Here is a 16,803-nt window from a genome sequence, read left to right on the forward strand (position 1 = left end):
GTTATTTCCTGGTGAAATAAATGACCAGACGATCGCCAAGCATCTGCAGAAGCTGGACCAGAATAATCATGGATATAACAGAAATAATCATGATTTCGTTCTGATAACGGTAGTATCCGTAGTTAATTGCCAACGTTCCCAATCCGCCGCCGCCAACCATACCCGCCATAGCCGTGTATGATACCAGAGTAACAATCGTGATGGTAATGCTGGCAAGCAGACCCGGTAGAGCTTCTGGCAACAGCACTCGTCTGACAATCTGTCCTGTAGATGCCCCCATTGCCTGTGCCGCTTCAATGACGCCGCGATCCACTTCTCGCAACGTATTCTCTACGAGACGTGCAAAGTACGGCGCAGCAGAGATAACAAGAGGTGGAATGACGCCGAGCACCCCAGTAGCTGTCCCCACCAGCGCACGTGAAACTGGAATCAGAGCAACAATTAATATGATAAAAGGTACAGAACGTAAGATGTTAACAATGACAGACAAAACAACATAGGTTACTCGAGATCTGGCTGATGCGGATCGCCCTGTCATGAACAGAATTACACCAAGCGGCAGACCAAGCAGAACGGTGAACAAGCCGGATGCGGCCAAAATTTGTAACGTCTCAATCGAGGCGGTGCCAACCTCATCCCAGTTTACTTTTGAAAAATCCATTAACGAAGCACCTCCACATCAAGTCCTTCTGCAGCAAGCTCGGATAACGTCTGCTCAATGGCTTGAACATCGCCCTCGAATCTTACAGTTAATTGACCATAGGGAACTTGCTTGATCGTAGAGATTGTGCCCTGCAGAATGGCAAAATCCACGCCGGTTTTGCGAACCGTTCTGGATAAAATCGCTTCATACGTTTTGTTTCCCAAAAACGACACTTTCACCAGCTTGGATGATACACCTGTTCCGAGCTCCGTTCCGGCATTCGCAAGCACCATTTCTTCCAGCGCCAGTCCACCTTCACGATCACGACTCACAAAATCCCGAGTTATCGCATGCTGCGGCTTCAGGAACACTTCAGTTACCGGCCCTTGCTCTACAATGCCACCTTGATGGATTACTGCCACCCGGTCGCAGATGGTCTGAATCACATGCATCTCGTGCGTGATAAGCACAATCGTCAGATTATACTTTTCGTTGATATCCAGGAGCAGCTTCAGAATTGAATTCGTTGTCTGCGGGTCAAGCGCAGAGGTCGCCTCATCACAGAGAAGCACACTTGGATCACTTGCAAGCGCTCGTGCTATGCCAACCCGCTGTTTCTGTCCGCCCGATAGCTGTGCCGGATATTTGCTGCTGTGCTGCTCCAGACCGACCAAAGCCAGCATCTCCTTCACCTTGCGGTCAATCGCATCCTTGGGTGTATTCACCAGCTTTAACGGAAAAGCAACGTTATCGTACACTGTGGCAGAAGACAACAGATTGAAATGCTGAAAAATCATGCCGATCTTGCGTCTTTGCTGCTGAAGTTCACTTTTGCCAAGCTCCGTCAGGTTAACGCCATCCACCCACACTTCGCCTGCTGTCGGACGTTCCAGCAAGTTAATGCAACGAATCAATGTGCTTTTCCCCGCACCCGAGTGGCCAATAACGCCGAATATTTCACCCTTCTGGATGCTTAGATCAAGCTCTGACAACGCCGTGGTTGTCTTTCCACGCCTGCCATATGTTTTGGTTAATCCAACCAGTTCTATCAATAGTACGGCTCCTTCCCCATCACCTACATATATCTTTACCCGAAGGAAGGGAAAACTCCCCTTTTTACGCGAAAAAAGAGCCCTTTGCAGATACAAAGATGGCTCTTCACGTGAAATGACCTTCTCATCTGCCAAAATCATATTCACTATGATTCTGTAGGAATTAGCACCTAACATCTGTAATGAAACACATTCATGTCATCAGCACAGATCGGTTGCCGGGCTTCATCGGGCCTGTCCCTCCGCCACTCTCGATAAGAGAAATATAATGTTTTGTAGAATTATATAGGTTATTGTAGTTCATCATATATAATGATCGAACTGCATCAAATATTACATCATTAAACTGCATTAAATGCTACAATATCAAAACTGTATTAAATAGTGCATTTTAGATAAATAACAAATCCATGTAAGTTTCTGATCTGCAACTCAGTATAGTCCAAGTATTCCGATTTGTCAAAGGGTATTATTTCATTAAGCTACTGTGGTAAACGAGTAAAAGCTTGATGCCATTATCGCCTCATGCCTTGTTTACGCCAGATTCGAGTGATATATCGATATGCCGTGTGCAGAGTTTCACAGACCATATCCACACCCTGCTGCATCTCCAGCAGATGCTGATCCAGATCCTCCAGCTTGACTTTCCCCTTCATCGTCTGATGCAGCTGCCATAGATCGTCCTGCATTTCAGAGTTCATGTAATGAATCTCCATATTGCGCCGCTTGCGGAGCCTGCTCATGGGTTCACGATAATTTTCCTTGATCTTGATTAATTGCAATGCAAGTGCATGGTGTTCCCGATGATAATCAAATTGCCTAAGTACCGTATAATAAGAGAAATGCACCTTCGTCTTTGAAGTATTCAACTGGAATATTTCATTCAAAACGGTTCCCAGTTTGTCCAGGATGGCAAAGCAGCGAATAAATGCATCCTTATAAAAATAAACATAACGCGCATACTCCGCCTTTTCGGCAGAGGTCATATCTTCGGTAGAGCCGGCAACCACTTTTTTACGAAAATGGGCTGCTGCAAAATAACTCTGCTCCAATTCATCCAATGACGATATCAGCCCTTGCGTCCAGATATAAAGCTTCCTGTAATCATGTTCCGGGTCATGGTCCACATGCATCTGGCGTTCAAATGAATCCAGCGTGTGTGCCATCGTATCCATCGCTTCCTTCAGAATACCCTGATTGACCCGCGGTTTCTCACCAAGTAACGTACGCAGCATAGATGTCCTCCTCTTTCCACTGATGATGCAAAATATATGATGTCACAGCTGCTGGACAGTCACTACCTCTCCCCAATAACCGCTGCAAATACTGTAATCATTATAACTTGGTTTAGGTTGCCCTGTTGATTCAAACATCAAACAAAAACAAAAGTCCACCTGCTCCAGTAATCTGTATCACCGAAGGGTGGACTTTCCAAATATAGTGCAGCCTGGCTGCAAGTGCAGGGTTAAAAGTGCAGGAACTGAATTCTTTTCTAAGATAGACAGCTGCTTCAGTTTAGAAGCGATTTACCGGGCGATACAGTTTGTACACCAGGAAGCTCATATACGTCAGCACACCGAATAATATAGCGATATCCAGCATATGTGCGAGTGCTACAAACATATACACCTCTGGGCGGTTAATCGTCCACATCATAAACATACCGATAACCACTTGCATCAAAATCAATATTACGGATAACACACCCAGCGTACGCAGCTCCCGATTATCCGGATGTTTGCGATACGCAAAATGTCCCAGAATTGCAATGACAATCACTAACGATGCCGCAGCAAGACGGTGAGCAAATGCTACAGCTACCCCTCCCGAAAGCTCAGGAACGATCTGTCCATTACATAGCGGGAACCCGGAACAACCTCCAGCAGAGTTTGTATGACTCACAAATGCCCCTGTATACACGACCAGATATGTGTAAATGGTTGAGAACCAGACCAGATTGCGGAAGCCTTTGCTGACACGTGGATATCTGTTCAGTCGTTCGAGACCGCCGTACCTGGCTTCCTGCCGAATACCGAGAGCCATCATTAAGGAGCTTGCAAACGCAATTAACGCAAATCCGAAGTGAAGCGCCATGACTGCAGAGGATTGTGAGAATACCACGGCAAAAGCGCCCATAATCCCCTGTATAATGACAAATACTAGGGTCAGAAATGAGAAAAGCTGCAGATCACGACGCTGCTTGCCAAATCGCAAAAAGGCAACAAACGAAGCGATGGACAGCAGGCCCGCCAATGCACTCACGGCACGGTGGGAGTATTCAATGAGCGAGGCCACAGTATGTGCAGGAACGAGCTTTCCGTTACATAAAGGCCATTCATTACCACATCCAAGGCCTGATTCAGTTTTGGTTACGATCCCGCCGCCAAAAGTGGCCAGAAACATAATAAGACAGGTTAATACGGTCAACCATTTAAACAATGTTAAGTGCTTCAATTTTTTCTCACCCGCTGTTAGTTTAAGATGGCGAAGAGCATCTTCGCTTCATGATCGTTCGTTTGATATTTTATTCTGTACTTTGACACTAATTTCACAACTAAATTTATTATAACGGATAAAAGCATCATTGACGCCGTGCTTTGTGACAAAATGTTAACGTCTGTTAAAATTTTGACCCGATAGTCATATTAGGGCCTTCCGGCTGGTGGATAGCTTTGTTGTGTAATTTATTTATGTATTTCTTCTTTAGGATTTTTTATGTTAGTTTTTATTATGTAACGCTTAGGTGTGCAGTGTTTTGTTTGTTCGTTTCGTTATTGTGTAGCAATTAGCGGTGTTTTGCTTGTTCAGTACTTTATTGTGCGGTGTTTTGTGGTGCTTTGCTTGTTCTGTATTGTGCAGCGCTTCTTTTGTTTCTTCTGTAAGGCTTTCCTGCTTTCTGGATGTGAAACTTTATGAGAACAGATCATAAGGATCTCCGATTCCCCCATTTGTAAGACCGGATACAAAACACAGGTAACATCGATAACATCAAAAAACACAGCAATTCAGGAATTAGAGAACGAAGACAATAAACATTGACAACCGCGTAAACGCCGAATCTTCATTTAAACGATATATAGGAACCTGATTAAAACGACATATTGAGTTAGGTCGTGTTCGGTTGTGTTGTATTCGGTTGTATTCAACATTACCGATTGCGTGATGTTTTCGTTGTCTTCGATGGATGGTTCAGTGAAGTTTTCAATGTTTGGATATTTGCGACGTTTTACCGCATTCTCGGTGTTCTTAGTGTCTCTGACGTGCCTATGACATGCCTAGGATGTGCCTATGATGTGCCTAATTTTCACCCTTTTATTGTAACGATCCCAGATGAGCTTATTTAAGCAAAATAGAGCTTTCTTAGATTCTAACGATCCCCAGAAACCTTATTTCAATTAAAACCCGCTAAATACATCCCATTTCACATGAAATTCCCGAAATAAGCTTTCCTGAGATCGTTACAAAATAAAAACATGTAATTTGGGCCAAATAGCGTTTCTGGGATTCGTTAGAGTAACGGAACTCGCCGAAAAAGCTGCACCACACCGTTCACCCATTCCCTCACCATTGCCCTCCCCCAGTAACTCATTAGTGCCGTTCTCCAAATGGTTTGAATCGCAAACTTGTGATTTAATGGAAATCAATTACAATTTACACCCACAACATGCCTAACTAAGCAGAAAAAGGCTGTCTTAAGCCAGATTACGGCTCAACCGACAGCCCTGAGTTTGAGAAACTTGTTCACAGTATGCCCTGCATCTGCAAAATCAATTCCTTGCTGACCACCTTGTCATGAGACAGGGCACCGCGTGCTGGGATGGTTATCCTTATAGCGGCTTCGCATCATGTGACAACGAAACGCAGTTACAATCGCGCCGCCTACCCTTACTTGTGTATCGTGTTGTATACCTCAACGGCGCGATCCAGAAATTGTTCAATCTCTTCACGCGACTTGCGCAGCTTGTTCACATAACGTACCAGTTCCCGTCCATCTGTATAGGCAACAAAGCTCGGAATGCCCAAAACATTCTGTTCCTGACTTACCGGGCCAACCTGATCCACGTCTACTTCAATCAGTGTCAGATCACGTGAATACTTCGTTTCTACCTCTGGCATAAATGGATCGATGTATTTGCAATCCCCGCACCAGTCTGCCTTGAATACGGCTACCGTCAAACGCGGCGATTGAATCGCCACATCAAATTCCGGCTTGGATGTAATTTGTTCCATAGTCACATCTCCCTTTCTGTACCTTTGTCTCCATCTTAGTGAAGCAAATTGGCGATTGGAAGTCAAATGTTCAGCGCATACTTAGAATAACCACAAGTCCTGATATATCAAACACCATTTTTCATGAAAGGATGTTCCATTCATGACTTCCACCAGAAGTGACACGACCGAAACACATCACCCTGCTTCGTTTTTGCAGATTGTTAGATCAATTCCCGGAGCGGCCCGTGAAGTATGGCGCGGCAAACAGGCCGCCTGGCAGGCGTCCTCATTGCTTCGACATCCTCTGCGCGATCTGGGCTGGAACTCGGATACAGCGGCTGCTCTGCACGCCGAGGTTGAACGGCTGTTACCTGGAACTGGCGGCATATCGCCATCCCGCAGCATTCAGGCGAACAGTACGCTCGTGTGCGAGGAGGATTGCATCATCCTTGAGGACATCAAAACGCTGACACAACAGCATAATCGCAGTAACGTGACGCGCACAGCAGCGTATCTGGAATGTTACGAGCAGTACCCCGAACTGCACTGGGCACTGCTGGCGCATATGGTGTCCCGCAACGGCGGGTACCACATGACAGATTTGCATAGTGATCTGATGCATAATCTGCAGAATCAGCAGGATCGTGAGCATATGTACCGCTTGCTGGAGCGATGCAATGCCCTCATTTTCCAGGATGCCTATCCCCAGTTGCAGCTCTATATACACAGTCGGCGGCTTGGACGAAGCTGCTTTCATCTATTATCCCATTTTCACGTCTCGGCGTTTATGACCCCGTTCTGGGAGCGATTCTGGCTGGAACGATGCAGCTCTATATTAAGTGTTGCCTTAATTATTAATGAGCAGAATTATATCGAGAGCAGAGTTGTACAACATCCATATTTTCAAAAAGAAGTGCTCTCCAAGCCTGCTTTTCATCTGCACAATCTGGCCGGACTGAATCACATCGTTTTCCCTCTTGGACAAGGAGCAGGACTCACCGGGCGGGTCATTGAGCATTTCGGCAAAATCAATGAGCGTATCCAGTTCGGCAAAAGCCTGTATGCGCTGTTATTCGGTGTAGAACAGGTGCTCCAGCAGGTACTGGAATTCGCACGCGCCATACCTCACAGAGGTTCACGTGCTGAATATTGGCCCGGACTGTTCACGACACACCATGCTGGACCACAGGATCACAAGCTGTATGCTGAAGCTTTGCTGAACGAGGAATGGCTGCCGGAAGGACAGCGTTTGTATTCACCTGAGCTGCTTGCCGTTTGGGGAGATACACCGTATGAACCGATTACGAGACAGGATTGGCTCCAGACAAGAGATTGCCTCGGATACCTGACGGCGCCCCGCAGGCCATGGCTGTTCGAGATGAGTCATGAGCATCGGTACGGCATGCTGAAAACCGCCCTGGCTCATGATGTACAGCAGATTACCCACTAGTACTGTTTAGACCTAAACACTATTCTCGGTGCCCACCTGCATCAGCAAAATCTACAAACAAAATCCTGCAAACCAACAAAACGCACATAAGTTTCAGAAACTTTTAGAAATCACAAAATTTTCAGATCATCTTTCAGAACTTTCAACAACGTATAAACACACAGAACTTAAAAAACTCAAAACCCACAAAATAAACAAAGCGCAATTCGCTACAGGAGCGAACAGCGCTTTGTTTATCTTATCTTTTCTTTTCTTATCTCTCATCCCCGTTGTCCGGCGCCGCGTTGCAGACGCATGAGCGGACGGAGAATTTTTTGCAGAATCCGTGGATAACTGCCCAGCTCGTCCTTGCGCAGTACGCGAAGCACCACCATCAGAACAAGGTACACCACTACGACCAGCACGCCTACAACCATACAGGTTAACAAGAATGATACACGTGCAGGGAGGAACGCACCAAAAATCTGATTTCCGCTCCAATTGGCTGCAAAACCGACCGCTGCCGCGAGAAGCGCCGTAACAATGAAGCCCAGCCAGCGATCGCCCATAATAGAGAAATCTACAATTTTGCGCAGCACGCGCAGGTTCAGATACGTAATCACCAGGAAACAGAGGGCCGTTGCGATGATGATGCCATAGATGCCAAACAGCGGCGCCAGAATAAGACTCGCAATCAGCTTGACGATAATACCCGCCGCTACGCTGATCATGGTAATCCGCGGTTTACCTACCCCCAGCAGGATCGAGTTGGTAGTCATCATCGTAATCTGGAAGATGGTACCGAACGTCAGCAGCGCAATAATCGGCGTTCCATCCGGACTCGTGAACAGCAAACCGTTTACCGAATAAGCAGCTGCACACAGCGCGATCACAATGGGCATGCCCGTCAAGATGGAAATACGCATAGCCAGCGTAACCTGGTTTTTCAGATGCAGCTCATCCTTGCGGGCAAAAGCCGCCGAAATCACAGGTACCAGAGACTGGCTCAGTGCAATCGCCAGAATCGGAGGAATGCCTGCAATACTTTGTGCCTTTGCCCCGAGAATCGCCAGTACGCCAGTCGCCTCCTCCAGTCCGATCCGTCCACTGAGCAGCGGAACAACAAGGGAGGAGTCAATAAAGTTGATTGCCGGAACCGCAAGGGAAGACAACACAATCGGAATCGATAATTTGAAAATATCAGCATAAATGCCCCGCATCGGCAGCTGTTCTGCCCGCTCATAATTCAGCTGTGCCGCACGATCATTCTTGCGCAGCTTTAATGTGAAATACAGCATGACGGCAAACGCCCCGATACTGCCAAACACACCCCCGAAGGACGCGCCCGCGGCAATGGTCTGATCATCGTAATTCCACTGCAGCATCACATATGCTACAACAATGGCTGTACCTACACGCGCGAACTGCTCCACAATCTGCGATATGCCGCCCGCAGTCATATTGCCGCGTCCTTGGAAGTACCCACGCATCATGGCTATTGCCGGGAAGAGCAGCAAGGCGGGAGCCAGCGCCCGAATGGCACTCACAGATTCTGGCACTTTGGAAATGTTGGTTGCATAGAAAGGTGCCGCTAACCATAACAGCACAGACATGACCACACCGGCCACTGCCGCAAAGATCAAGGCAGCGCGGTAAATCTGCTGCGCTTCCCCCGCACGTCCGAGCGCGTAGCGTTCCGAAACCATTTTACTCAGCGTACTCGGGATACCTGCGGTTGCAACAGTTAACAGCATTAAATAAACCGTATTGGAGATCGTAAAGGATGCGTTACCGATATCTCCGAGGATATGCTCCAGCGGCACGCGCTGCACCAGACCAAGCACCCTTGCAATCAGTGCGGCGGCCGCCAAAATGAGCGTACCTTTAATAAATGTTTCTTTCTTAGACAAAACGAATTCCCCTTCTTTCCCCCACACCGGACCTCTCTCGGGCCCTAAGCTAGCTAACCTGACATTCTAGGCGAATCGGACCACCCAAATAATGAATAACACAATCATCACCAGCTGCAAAATAATTTTCATCACTGTGCTTGTAAACAGCCCGACAACAGAGCCGAATCCAACCTTGGATGCCTTGGAAGGGGAAGAGCCTCCGATTAATTCCCCGATAAATGCGCCAAGAAAGGGGCCGAGAACAAGTCCAAAGGCCGGGATGACAAATGGCCCGATAATGACCCCGATTGTACTCAGCGTTGTGGATAGCTTGGAGCCGCCGAACCTTTTTACACCCCAAGCACTGACCACGTAATCCGCCACGAACAGTACAACAACAATCAGAACCTGAATGATCCAGAACCACACACCGAACGGATCAAAGCTGAAAAACCAGCCGTAGACCAGAAACGCGAAGAAAATCGCAATCGCACCCGGCAGAATCGGATATACCGTGCCAGCCATGCCTACCGCAAAGAGCAGTACAATTAAAATCCAGCCAACGGTTGCAAGCAAAGGTTATTCCCCCTTCAAAATATGTTCACGAATCAGGTGGGCAATGCCGTCCTCATTGTTATTTCCAATAATCATATCCGCTGCCTGCTTCACCTGCTCCTGTGCATTACCCATGGCAACACCCAGACCTACCGCTTCAATCACGGCAAGATCGTTCAGACTGTCACCTACAGCAACCACTTCCGACATGTCGATGCCCAGCAGCTTGCACACTTCGGCTACACCGGTCGCTTTGGATACATTCTCCGGGTTCACCTCAATGTTCACAGGGGAGGAATTCGTCATTTGCAGACCGCCCATCTCCTGCAGCTCCGTCATAATCTGATGACGAATCTCATCATCCTCGGTGGTGAAGCCAAACTTCAGCCATTCCCGTTCTTCAAGATCATCCGTCCAACGATCACGATTAAACAGTTCCTCCACGGAGTATGCCCAGTACCAGCTGTTATATTTCTCACCGATCTCATACATCTTGCGAATCAAGGACGGGTCCATCAGATGGCGCATATGCAGCTCATGCGGCGCTTTCCAGACCTCACTGCCGTTAACCGTTACCATCGGAGTCTCCAATGCAAGCTGTACCGCATAAGGCATGGCGTGATATACCGCTCTTCCTGTAGACAGGCACACATGTACCCCGCGACGGATTGCAATCTGTATCCATTTGGCCGTCTCCTGTGTAATTTCATGATTATCATTCAGCAGCGTACCGTCCATATCCAGGGCGAGCAGCTTGTATTTCAGTTCACTCATGCTGTAAATCCTCCTCCAGTATTTCTCTCTCCATTAAAACAACAAGATCGCCCGGTACCCGCCAATGGCAGACTCCCCCCGGACGTCACAGCTAACGACATTTTACCACAGAACATGCATATGCAACAAAGTAACCTGTATTCGGCGCTTTGACGCTTCGTTTCCGAAAAATAAAACATCAAAAACCGCCTGCCGTGAACTGCACCTCCAATGGGTAGTTGTTTCTATCCATTGGGATGAAGTTCACTGCTGCAGACGGTCTTTTACGGATTCTGTCCATCCGGCCTCACCTTGCCGCATATTTACGACGTACATAACGAAGCACAATTCCATGTTTTGGTGATAACAGCAGCGCAAGCACAAACAGTATACCTGCAACAGCCACCATGCATCCTGCTATCGAAGCATCCATCACATACGCCATCAGATAACCGCCAACAGAGGAAGCCGCTCCAATCAGGACAGCGTACACAATCATTTTGCCGAGCTGATCCGTGAGCAGATAAGCGGCAGCCGCAGGTACAATCAACATGCCAACCACAAGAATGGAGCCAACACTTTCAAAAGAAGCCACCGATGTCATGGACACCAGCCCCATCAGCACATAATGGAACAGTACCACCGGGATGCCGCAAGCCGCTGCCAGAGCCGGATCAAACGCACACAGCTTGAATTGTTTATAGAACAGTCCCACAACGACAAGAATGACTAGCAGGGTAATGCCCAGCATCCACACCGCTCTAGGCCCCACATCCATTCCCCACAACGTTAGCGTATCCCATTGTACATAAGCAATCTCTCCGAATAATACACAGTCCAGATCCAGATCAATATGCTGAGCGTTCAGACTGATCAGAATAACACCTGCGGCGAAGAGTGCAGTGAATACAATGCCAATGGAAGCATCCGAGGACAGCCCTCCCGCCTGAAGGCTTTGAATGAAAAATACCGTCAGTAACCCAAACACCGTTGCACCAAGCAGCATCCACAGGGAGTCTCTGGAGCCGCTCCATAGAAAAGCAATCGCAATTCCGGGCAATACCGCATGGCTGATGGCATCTCCGACCAGAGCCATCCGCCGCAGGATCAGGAAACATCCAAGAATGGCACAAGCAGAGGACACTAATACTGCCGTTAAAATAATCCAGAATGTGGCCATTTACATCTCCCCCCGTTCCTGCATCTTGCCCTGAGCAGACAGTGTCTGAAGCGATGCATGCTCTTCGCGCAAATATTCAGATCTCGCCTGAATGCTGCGCAGCTTGCGAGCAAGCAGTCCACGTCTTGGTGCGAGCAGCGCTGACCCGGCGAACAGCACCGTAGCCGCGAGCACTGTGACCGGTCCTGTTGGCAGGTTGGGGACAAGTGTGCTGAACAATGTGCCTGCGGCACCGCTTAGTGCACCGAACAGTCCTGCCAACAGCACCATAAGCGCAAGCGAATCCGTCCAGCACCTTGCCGCTGCCGCTGGAGTAACTAGCAGCGCTGCAACCAGCACCACCCCCACCGCTTGAATGCCCGCGACAACAGCAATAACCGTGAGCAGCAGAATGAATTGTTCCAGAGCTCCTACAGGCAGTCCCATACCTCTTGCAAAGCCCGGATCAAAGCTGACAAGCTTGAATTCTTTAAACCAGACAAGGCAGGCAATCAGCAGTACAAGACATACTCCGCCCATAACATACACATCGGTCTGCACCATGGATGCGGCTTGACCGAACAGGTACTTGTCGAGCCCGCTCTGACTCCCGCTGGCACTGTGCTGGATTCGTGTCAGCATCACCACACCGATTCCGAAAAATACAGTTAATACGATGCCCATTGCCGTATCCTGCTTGATCCTTGAGAAGCGGGTGATCCATGAAATGCCGAAAGTCGCCACAATGCCTGCTACCAGCGCACCCAACAGAAACCATCCGATCGATTTGGTTTCTGTCAGCATAAATGCAATACAGATTCCAGGCAGTGCCGCGTGTGCAAGTGTATCCCCCATCAGACTTTGACGACGAAGAAAAGTGAACGAGCCGATAATGCCGCTGCTGAAGCCAAGCAATAAACAGCCGAGCAAAATCCAGCGGGTATTCGGATCAGACAGAATGGAAAGCAGCCAGTTCCCCATTACTTACACCTGTCCTTTCTCCGTCGGGCTGCCGATCATTGCAATCCGGCCTCCATAGGTCTCCTGTAATGTATCCGGCACAAATACTTCATTGGTTGGTCCAGCCGCAACCAGACGCCCATTGAGCAGCAATACATGATCGAAGTATTCTTCTACCGTAGCCAGATCGTGATGAACAACCAGTACCGTTTTGCCCTGCTTTTTCAGCTGTTCCAGCAGCGAGATAATGGCTTTCTCCGTTGTAGCGTCCACCCCTGCAAACGGTTCATCCATGAAATACAGGTCTGCATCCTGCACCAAAGCTCTGGCGAGAAATACACGCTGCTGCTGTCCACCCGACAGTTGGCTGATCTGACGGTACATGTAATCTCCCATGCCCACCTGTTCAAGACAATGAGCAGCAAGTTCCTTCTCCCTTTTGCCCGGGCGGCGAAACCAGCCCAGATGTCCATATCTGCCCATCATAACTACGTCCAGGGCGTGAGTCGGAAAATCCCAATCCACAGACTCCCTTTGTGGCACATATCCGATACGCCGCCGTGTTTCACGGTATGAACGTCCAAAAATTTCTATGTCACCGTGCATCTTCGGCACAAGCCCCAGCACAGCTTTGATCAACGTTGACTTGCCCGCTCCGTTCGGTCCAAGAATACCGATCAGCTGCCCTTCAGGCACATCAAAGGATACGTTGCTGAGCACCGGTTTCTTATGATAAGCCACCGCCAGGTTTCTTACTCGAAGAGGAGTAACCGCCGTGTTTGCTTCCCTTACGGCTTCTCCATGCCACTTATGATCCACACGCTCTGCCTCCTGACTTGCGGCATTCATCTCATTCATGCCATTCATCATTCATTCACTTCCCTTTTCCAGGTTGAATATTATTTTAGAGCCGTTGCAATGGTTTCGACATTATGCCGAACCATTCCGATATAGGTGCCCTCTTCCGTTCCCTCAGCCCCCATTGCATCCGAGAACAATTCCCCGCCAATGCTGACGGTATGGCCCTTCTCAGCGGCTCCAGCAATGATCGCTTCCATCGCTTTCGCAGGTACACTGGATTCAATAAATACCGCTTTGATCTGATTTTCTACAAGAAAATCCCGCAGCTCACTTACATCTTTGGCTCCATATTCAGCAGCGGTACTGATGCCCTGAAGCCCCATCACTTTGATCCCGTAGGCTTGGCCGAAATAGCCGAATGCGTCATGTGCTGTAACCAGCACACGGCTTGCCTCGGGAATCTGTCCGATTTTCTCCCGTACTTCTGTATCCAGTGCATCCAGCTTCTCAAGATAACGCTCAGCTTGAGCTGTATACTGCTCCGTATGGTCCGGGTCCGCTTCTATAAGTGTGTCGCGGACAGCTTCTGCTGCGCGCATCCAGTGTTTGACGTTAAACCAGACATGCGGATCATACTCCGTTCCGCCTGTCGCTTGACCGGAATGCAGCTCCCCTGTCGGAATTCTCTCGGCCACTGCGGTCACCAGCTTGCTTGTGGACATTTTCTCCAGGATGCTGGTCATTTTACCTTCCAGATGCAGACCGTTATAGAAAATCACCTCCGCTTGCTCCAGCTTGCGAATATCCCCCTGGGATGCTTTGTACAGATGCGGGTCCACCCCTGGCCCCATCAAACCGGTAACCTCAACATACGCTCCGCCTACTTCTCGTGCGACATCCGCAATCATACCTGTAGTGGCAGTCACTTGAACCTTCCCTCCGTCATCCTCACCCTCACCCGTAGTACCAGAACAAGCGGTCGGTACGATAATCAGCACAACACATGCCAATGTCATCAAACCTCGATGAATGCCCCTCATCTTCACCTTAATCAAGCTACATCTCTCCTTTCCCTACGCTAAAATATTTGTCCATAACTAATTAACTTGTACAAGGCGTTAATTTTTAAACTCGTCTAATAATGTTTCCCTTGTGCAAATTTTATCCGATGACAAAACAAAAGGCAAGGGATAATTTCCCTTGCCTGTCCATAAGGATATGAGATTAAAATTTTCAGACCAGATCAACAGGCCTCTTTACCTTGAAGATACACACGAAATTGTACAAAAAAGCTACAAGTGTGAATTCTACTTGCTTTTACTCTTTTTCTTGATCCTTCTTGCCCTTAGGGATGCCGTCAAGGCCATACACCTCATCATACGCATCAAAGATTTTGCGTGCGATCGGTGAAGCGCTGACCGAACCAAATCCACCTTCCGGTACGACTACCGCTACAGCCAGCTTGGGATTATCTCGTGGTGCAAAAGCGATAAACACACCGTTCTCCTTTTTATTCGGCCCGGTTCCTTGCTCGGATGTTCCTGTTTTTCTGGCGAAATCATACGGGAATCCATCAAAAGAGCTTACTTTGGTTACCATGCCCTTATGCACCTCGTTCCAGTGTTCATCCGCAAACTTCACCTCATTAAGTACTTTAGGCGTGAATTTCTTCACCACATTGCCGTTTGCATCCCGAATCTCCTTCACCAGGTGAGGCTCCATTCGTTTGCCCTTGTTCGCCAGCATTGTTGTGTATTGGGCCAGCTGCATCGTCGTATATTTCGCCTGCTGACCAAAGGACGCAAACGCCAGACGTGTCAGAGCACTTTCATGCTCCTCTCCCTCTCTGTACTCCAAACGGCCAAGAAATTCATTAGGCAGATCAATGCCAGTGGACACACCTAAACCAAAACTCTTCATGTATTCGTCCCATTTATCAACACCCTTGTCTCCACCGTATTTTCTTAACAACTGCTTGCCTACCATATCAATCATGAATGCATTAGATGATTTTTCGATGGCTCTCCGCGCAGTAATGTTTCCATTGTACGCCGAGTGTGAGTTTCTCACTTGCCGACCATCTTTGCCGAGTACAGCATAACCCTTATCATGATACGTCTGTCCTGCAGTGAACAATCCTTCCTTCAACCCGATAAGCACGCTGAGCGGTTTAATAACCGATCCCAGCAACACCACGGATTCGGCGTGACGCGGCTTCTTATCATTAGGCAGAAAAGACTCTGTCGTTCCATTGCGGAATACAAATTTGATTTTGTCATAGTCCCAATCATTCGGGTCATAGTCTGGCATACTCGCCATGGCGACCACATTACCTGTGTCGACTTCCATAGCTACAGCATAACCCGTAATCGCCTTTGGAAGCTTTCGTAATTCATCCGTAATGGCTTTTTGTGCCGCAAGCTGAACATCCTTGTTGATCGTGGAAATCAGACTGTACCCCTTCTCTGGTGGAGTCAACTCCATTGCGCCTGTAGGCAAATTCCGAGAGTCAATATCAATGGATTGATATCCGCTTCTTCCGCGAAGCTCCTGCTGATATTGCAGCTCCAGACCATCGAATCCGACCCTCTCGTCCTGTGAATACACCAATCCTGGATCACGTTGCGAAGCCGATTGCTCTATGATCGTTTTGTATTGCCTCAATGCGCCTGCTCCCTTAAATTCCCGTGTATAACCAATAACCTGCACAGCCACCCGGTCCGGGTCATATCGGCGCACATTTTCTTCCAGAACCATGATGCCGGGATACTCTGCTTTTTTCTCCATAAAAAAAGCAATTTCCTGGGTCGTCAGATCGGACTTAACCAGTCTTGGCACATAACCGAATGTCTTCTGGTGATCCAGATCCAGTCGTTTAATAATCTCCTCCGCATCGGGCTGCTTCTCATCTCCCGGATTGAAGCGTTTGAATATATCTGCCAGCTCTTGTGCCAGTTCCTCTGCTTCCTGCCTGCGATCGTCATTGCGATAATCTTCATATAAGAGAACATACAGGGACTGTACTGGCTCCGAATAAGCAAGCGCCACTTTACCGGTCGCATCATAGATCGGACCACGTACTGGAGCAAGCGGAATATCCTTTGTATTGCGGGTAGACTCCATATACGTCAACTCAGGCCCCTCGACAAACTGCACAAACGCCAGCCGGAAAATGAGGATACTGAATATAACAAATGCCGCGAAAAAAAACAGGTTCAGTCTGGCTGTGGAAGGTTTGTTAACCGAGCGCTCGTCTTCATTCGGCGGTTTGTTCTTGAATCGTTTGAACATAGATGCTGTTCTCTCCGTTCTTTGTAAGATGGTAAAAGACAAAATAGATATCCAAG

General features: G+C 48.2%; 14 protein-coding genes and 1 riboswitch. Of the genes, 1 reads left to right on the forward strand and 13 read right to left on the reverse strand.

Going from position 1 to position 16,803, the window contains the following annotated elements:
- Position 1 precedes the first annotated feature (1 nt).
- The 5 genes from ACQSGY_RS14420 to ACQSGY_RS14440 form a co-directional block, all read right to left on the reverse strand.
- A complete protein-coding gene (locus tag ACQSGY_RS14420) occupies positions 2–661 on the reverse strand; it encodes a methionine ABC transporter permease (RefSeq protein WP_427052394.1) in 660 nt (219 codons plus the stop codon).
- A complete protein-coding gene (locus ACQSGY_RS14425; RefSeq protein ID WP_427052395.1) occupies positions 661–1,695 on the reverse strand; it encodes a methionine ABC transporter ATP-binding protein in 1,035 nt (344 codons plus the stop codon). The genes ACQSGY_RS14420 and ACQSGY_RS14425 overlap by 1 nt, the downstream gene beginning before the upstream one ends.
- Positions 1,696–1,816: 121 nt before the next feature.
- Positions 1,817–1,956: riboswitch (SAM riboswitch) on the reverse strand.
- Positions 1,957–2,210: 254 nt separating this feature from the next.
- The gene (locus ACQSGY_RS14430; protein WP_111269514.1) at positions 2,211–2,930 is read right to left on the reverse strand and encodes a Cthe_2314 family HEPN domain-containing protein; all 720 of its coding nucleotides are present in this window, start codon (positions 2,928–2,930) and stop codon (positions 2,211–2,213) included.
- 280 nt (positions 2,931–3,210) lie between these two features.
- Positions 3,211–4,098 (reverse strand): COX15/CtaA family protein, encoded by an 888-nt coding sequence (locus ACQSGY_RS14435; protein WP_253299361.1) that lies wholly within the window; start codon positions 4,096–4,098, stop codon positions 3,211–3,213.
- 1,482 nt (positions 4,099–5,580) lie between these two features.
- Positions 5,581–5,925 (reverse strand): thioredoxin family protein, encoded by a 345-nt coding sequence (locus ACQSGY_RS14440; protein WP_427052396.1) that lies wholly within the window; start codon positions 5,923–5,925, stop codon positions 5,581–5,583.
- Positions 5,926–6,067: 142 nt separating this feature from the next.
- On the opposite strand from ACQSGY_RS14440, the gene ACQSGY_RS14445 reads away from it, so the two are divergent.
- Complete coding sequence (locus ACQSGY_RS14445) at positions 6,068–7,357, forward strand: DUF2515 family protein (RefSeq protein ID WP_427052397.1); 1,290 nt, start codon at positions 6,068–6,070, stop codon at positions 7,355–7,357.
- Between the two features lie 260 nt (positions 7,358–7,617).
- Here the strand turns inward: ACQSGY_RS14445 and ACQSGY_RS14450 are convergent, their stop codons facing one another.
- The 8 genes from ACQSGY_RS14450 to ACQSGY_RS14485 form a co-directional block, all read right to left on the reverse strand.
- Positions 7,618–9,246 carry a putative polysaccharide biosynthesis protein gene (locus tag ACQSGY_RS14450; RefSeq protein ID WP_427052398.1) on the reverse strand — a complete coding sequence of 543 codons (1,629 nt, stop codon included), beginning with the start codon at positions 9,244–9,246 and terminating at the stop codon, positions 7,618–7,620.
- Positions 9,247–9,312: 66 nt separating this feature from the next.
- On the reverse strand, positions 9,313–9,753 hold the full coding sequence (locus tag ACQSGY_RS14455; protein WP_111269559.1) for a DUF456 domain-containing protein: 441 nt from the start codon (positions 9,751–9,753) through the stop codon (positions 9,313–9,315).
- 54 nt (positions 9,754–9,807) lie between these two features.
- Positions 9,808–10,557, reverse strand: a complete 750-nt coding sequence (locus ACQSGY_RS14460; protein ID WP_427052399.1) for a Cof-type HAD-IIB family hydrolase — start codon at positions 10,555–10,557, stop codon at positions 9,808–9,810.
- Between the two features lie 286 nt (positions 10,558–10,843).
- Complete coding sequence (locus ACQSGY_RS14465) at positions 10,844–11,716, reverse strand: metal ABC transporter permease (RefSeq protein ID WP_184182861.1); 873 nt, start codon at positions 11,714–11,716, stop codon at positions 10,844–10,846.
- The gene (locus ACQSGY_RS14470) at positions 11,717–12,676 is read right to left on the reverse strand and encodes a metal ABC transporter permease (protein WP_427052400.1); all 960 of its coding nucleotides are present in this window, start codon (positions 12,674–12,676) and stop codon (positions 11,717–11,719) included. It abuts the gene before it with no gap.
- A gap of 3 nt (positions 12,677–12,679) precedes the next feature.
- Complete coding sequence (locus ACQSGY_RS14475) at positions 12,680–13,525, reverse strand: metal ABC transporter ATP-binding protein (RefSeq protein ID WP_427052401.1); 846 nt, start codon at positions 13,523–13,525, stop codon at positions 12,680–12,682.
- A gap of 29 nt (positions 13,526–13,554) precedes the next feature.
- A complete protein-coding gene (locus tag ACQSGY_RS14480) occupies positions 13,555–14,496 on the reverse strand; it encodes a metal ABC transporter solute-binding protein, Zn/Mn family (RefSeq protein WP_427052447.1) in 942 nt (313 codons plus the stop codon).
- Positions 14,497–14,773: 277 nt separating this feature from the next.
- Positions 14,774–16,747, reverse strand: coding sequence for a peptidoglycan D,D-transpeptidase FtsI family protein (locus ACQSGY_RS14485; RefSeq protein ID WP_427052402.1), 1,974 nt, complete (start codon positions 16,745–16,747; stop codon positions 14,774–14,776).
- Between the last annotated feature and the right edge of the window lie 56 nt (positions 16,748–16,803).

The sequence above is a fragment of the Paenibacillus sp. TC-CSREp1 genome (assembly GCF_050171015.1).
GTDB lineage: Bacteria > Bacillota > Bacilli > Paenibacillales > Paenibacillaceae > Paenibacillus > Paenibacillus silvae.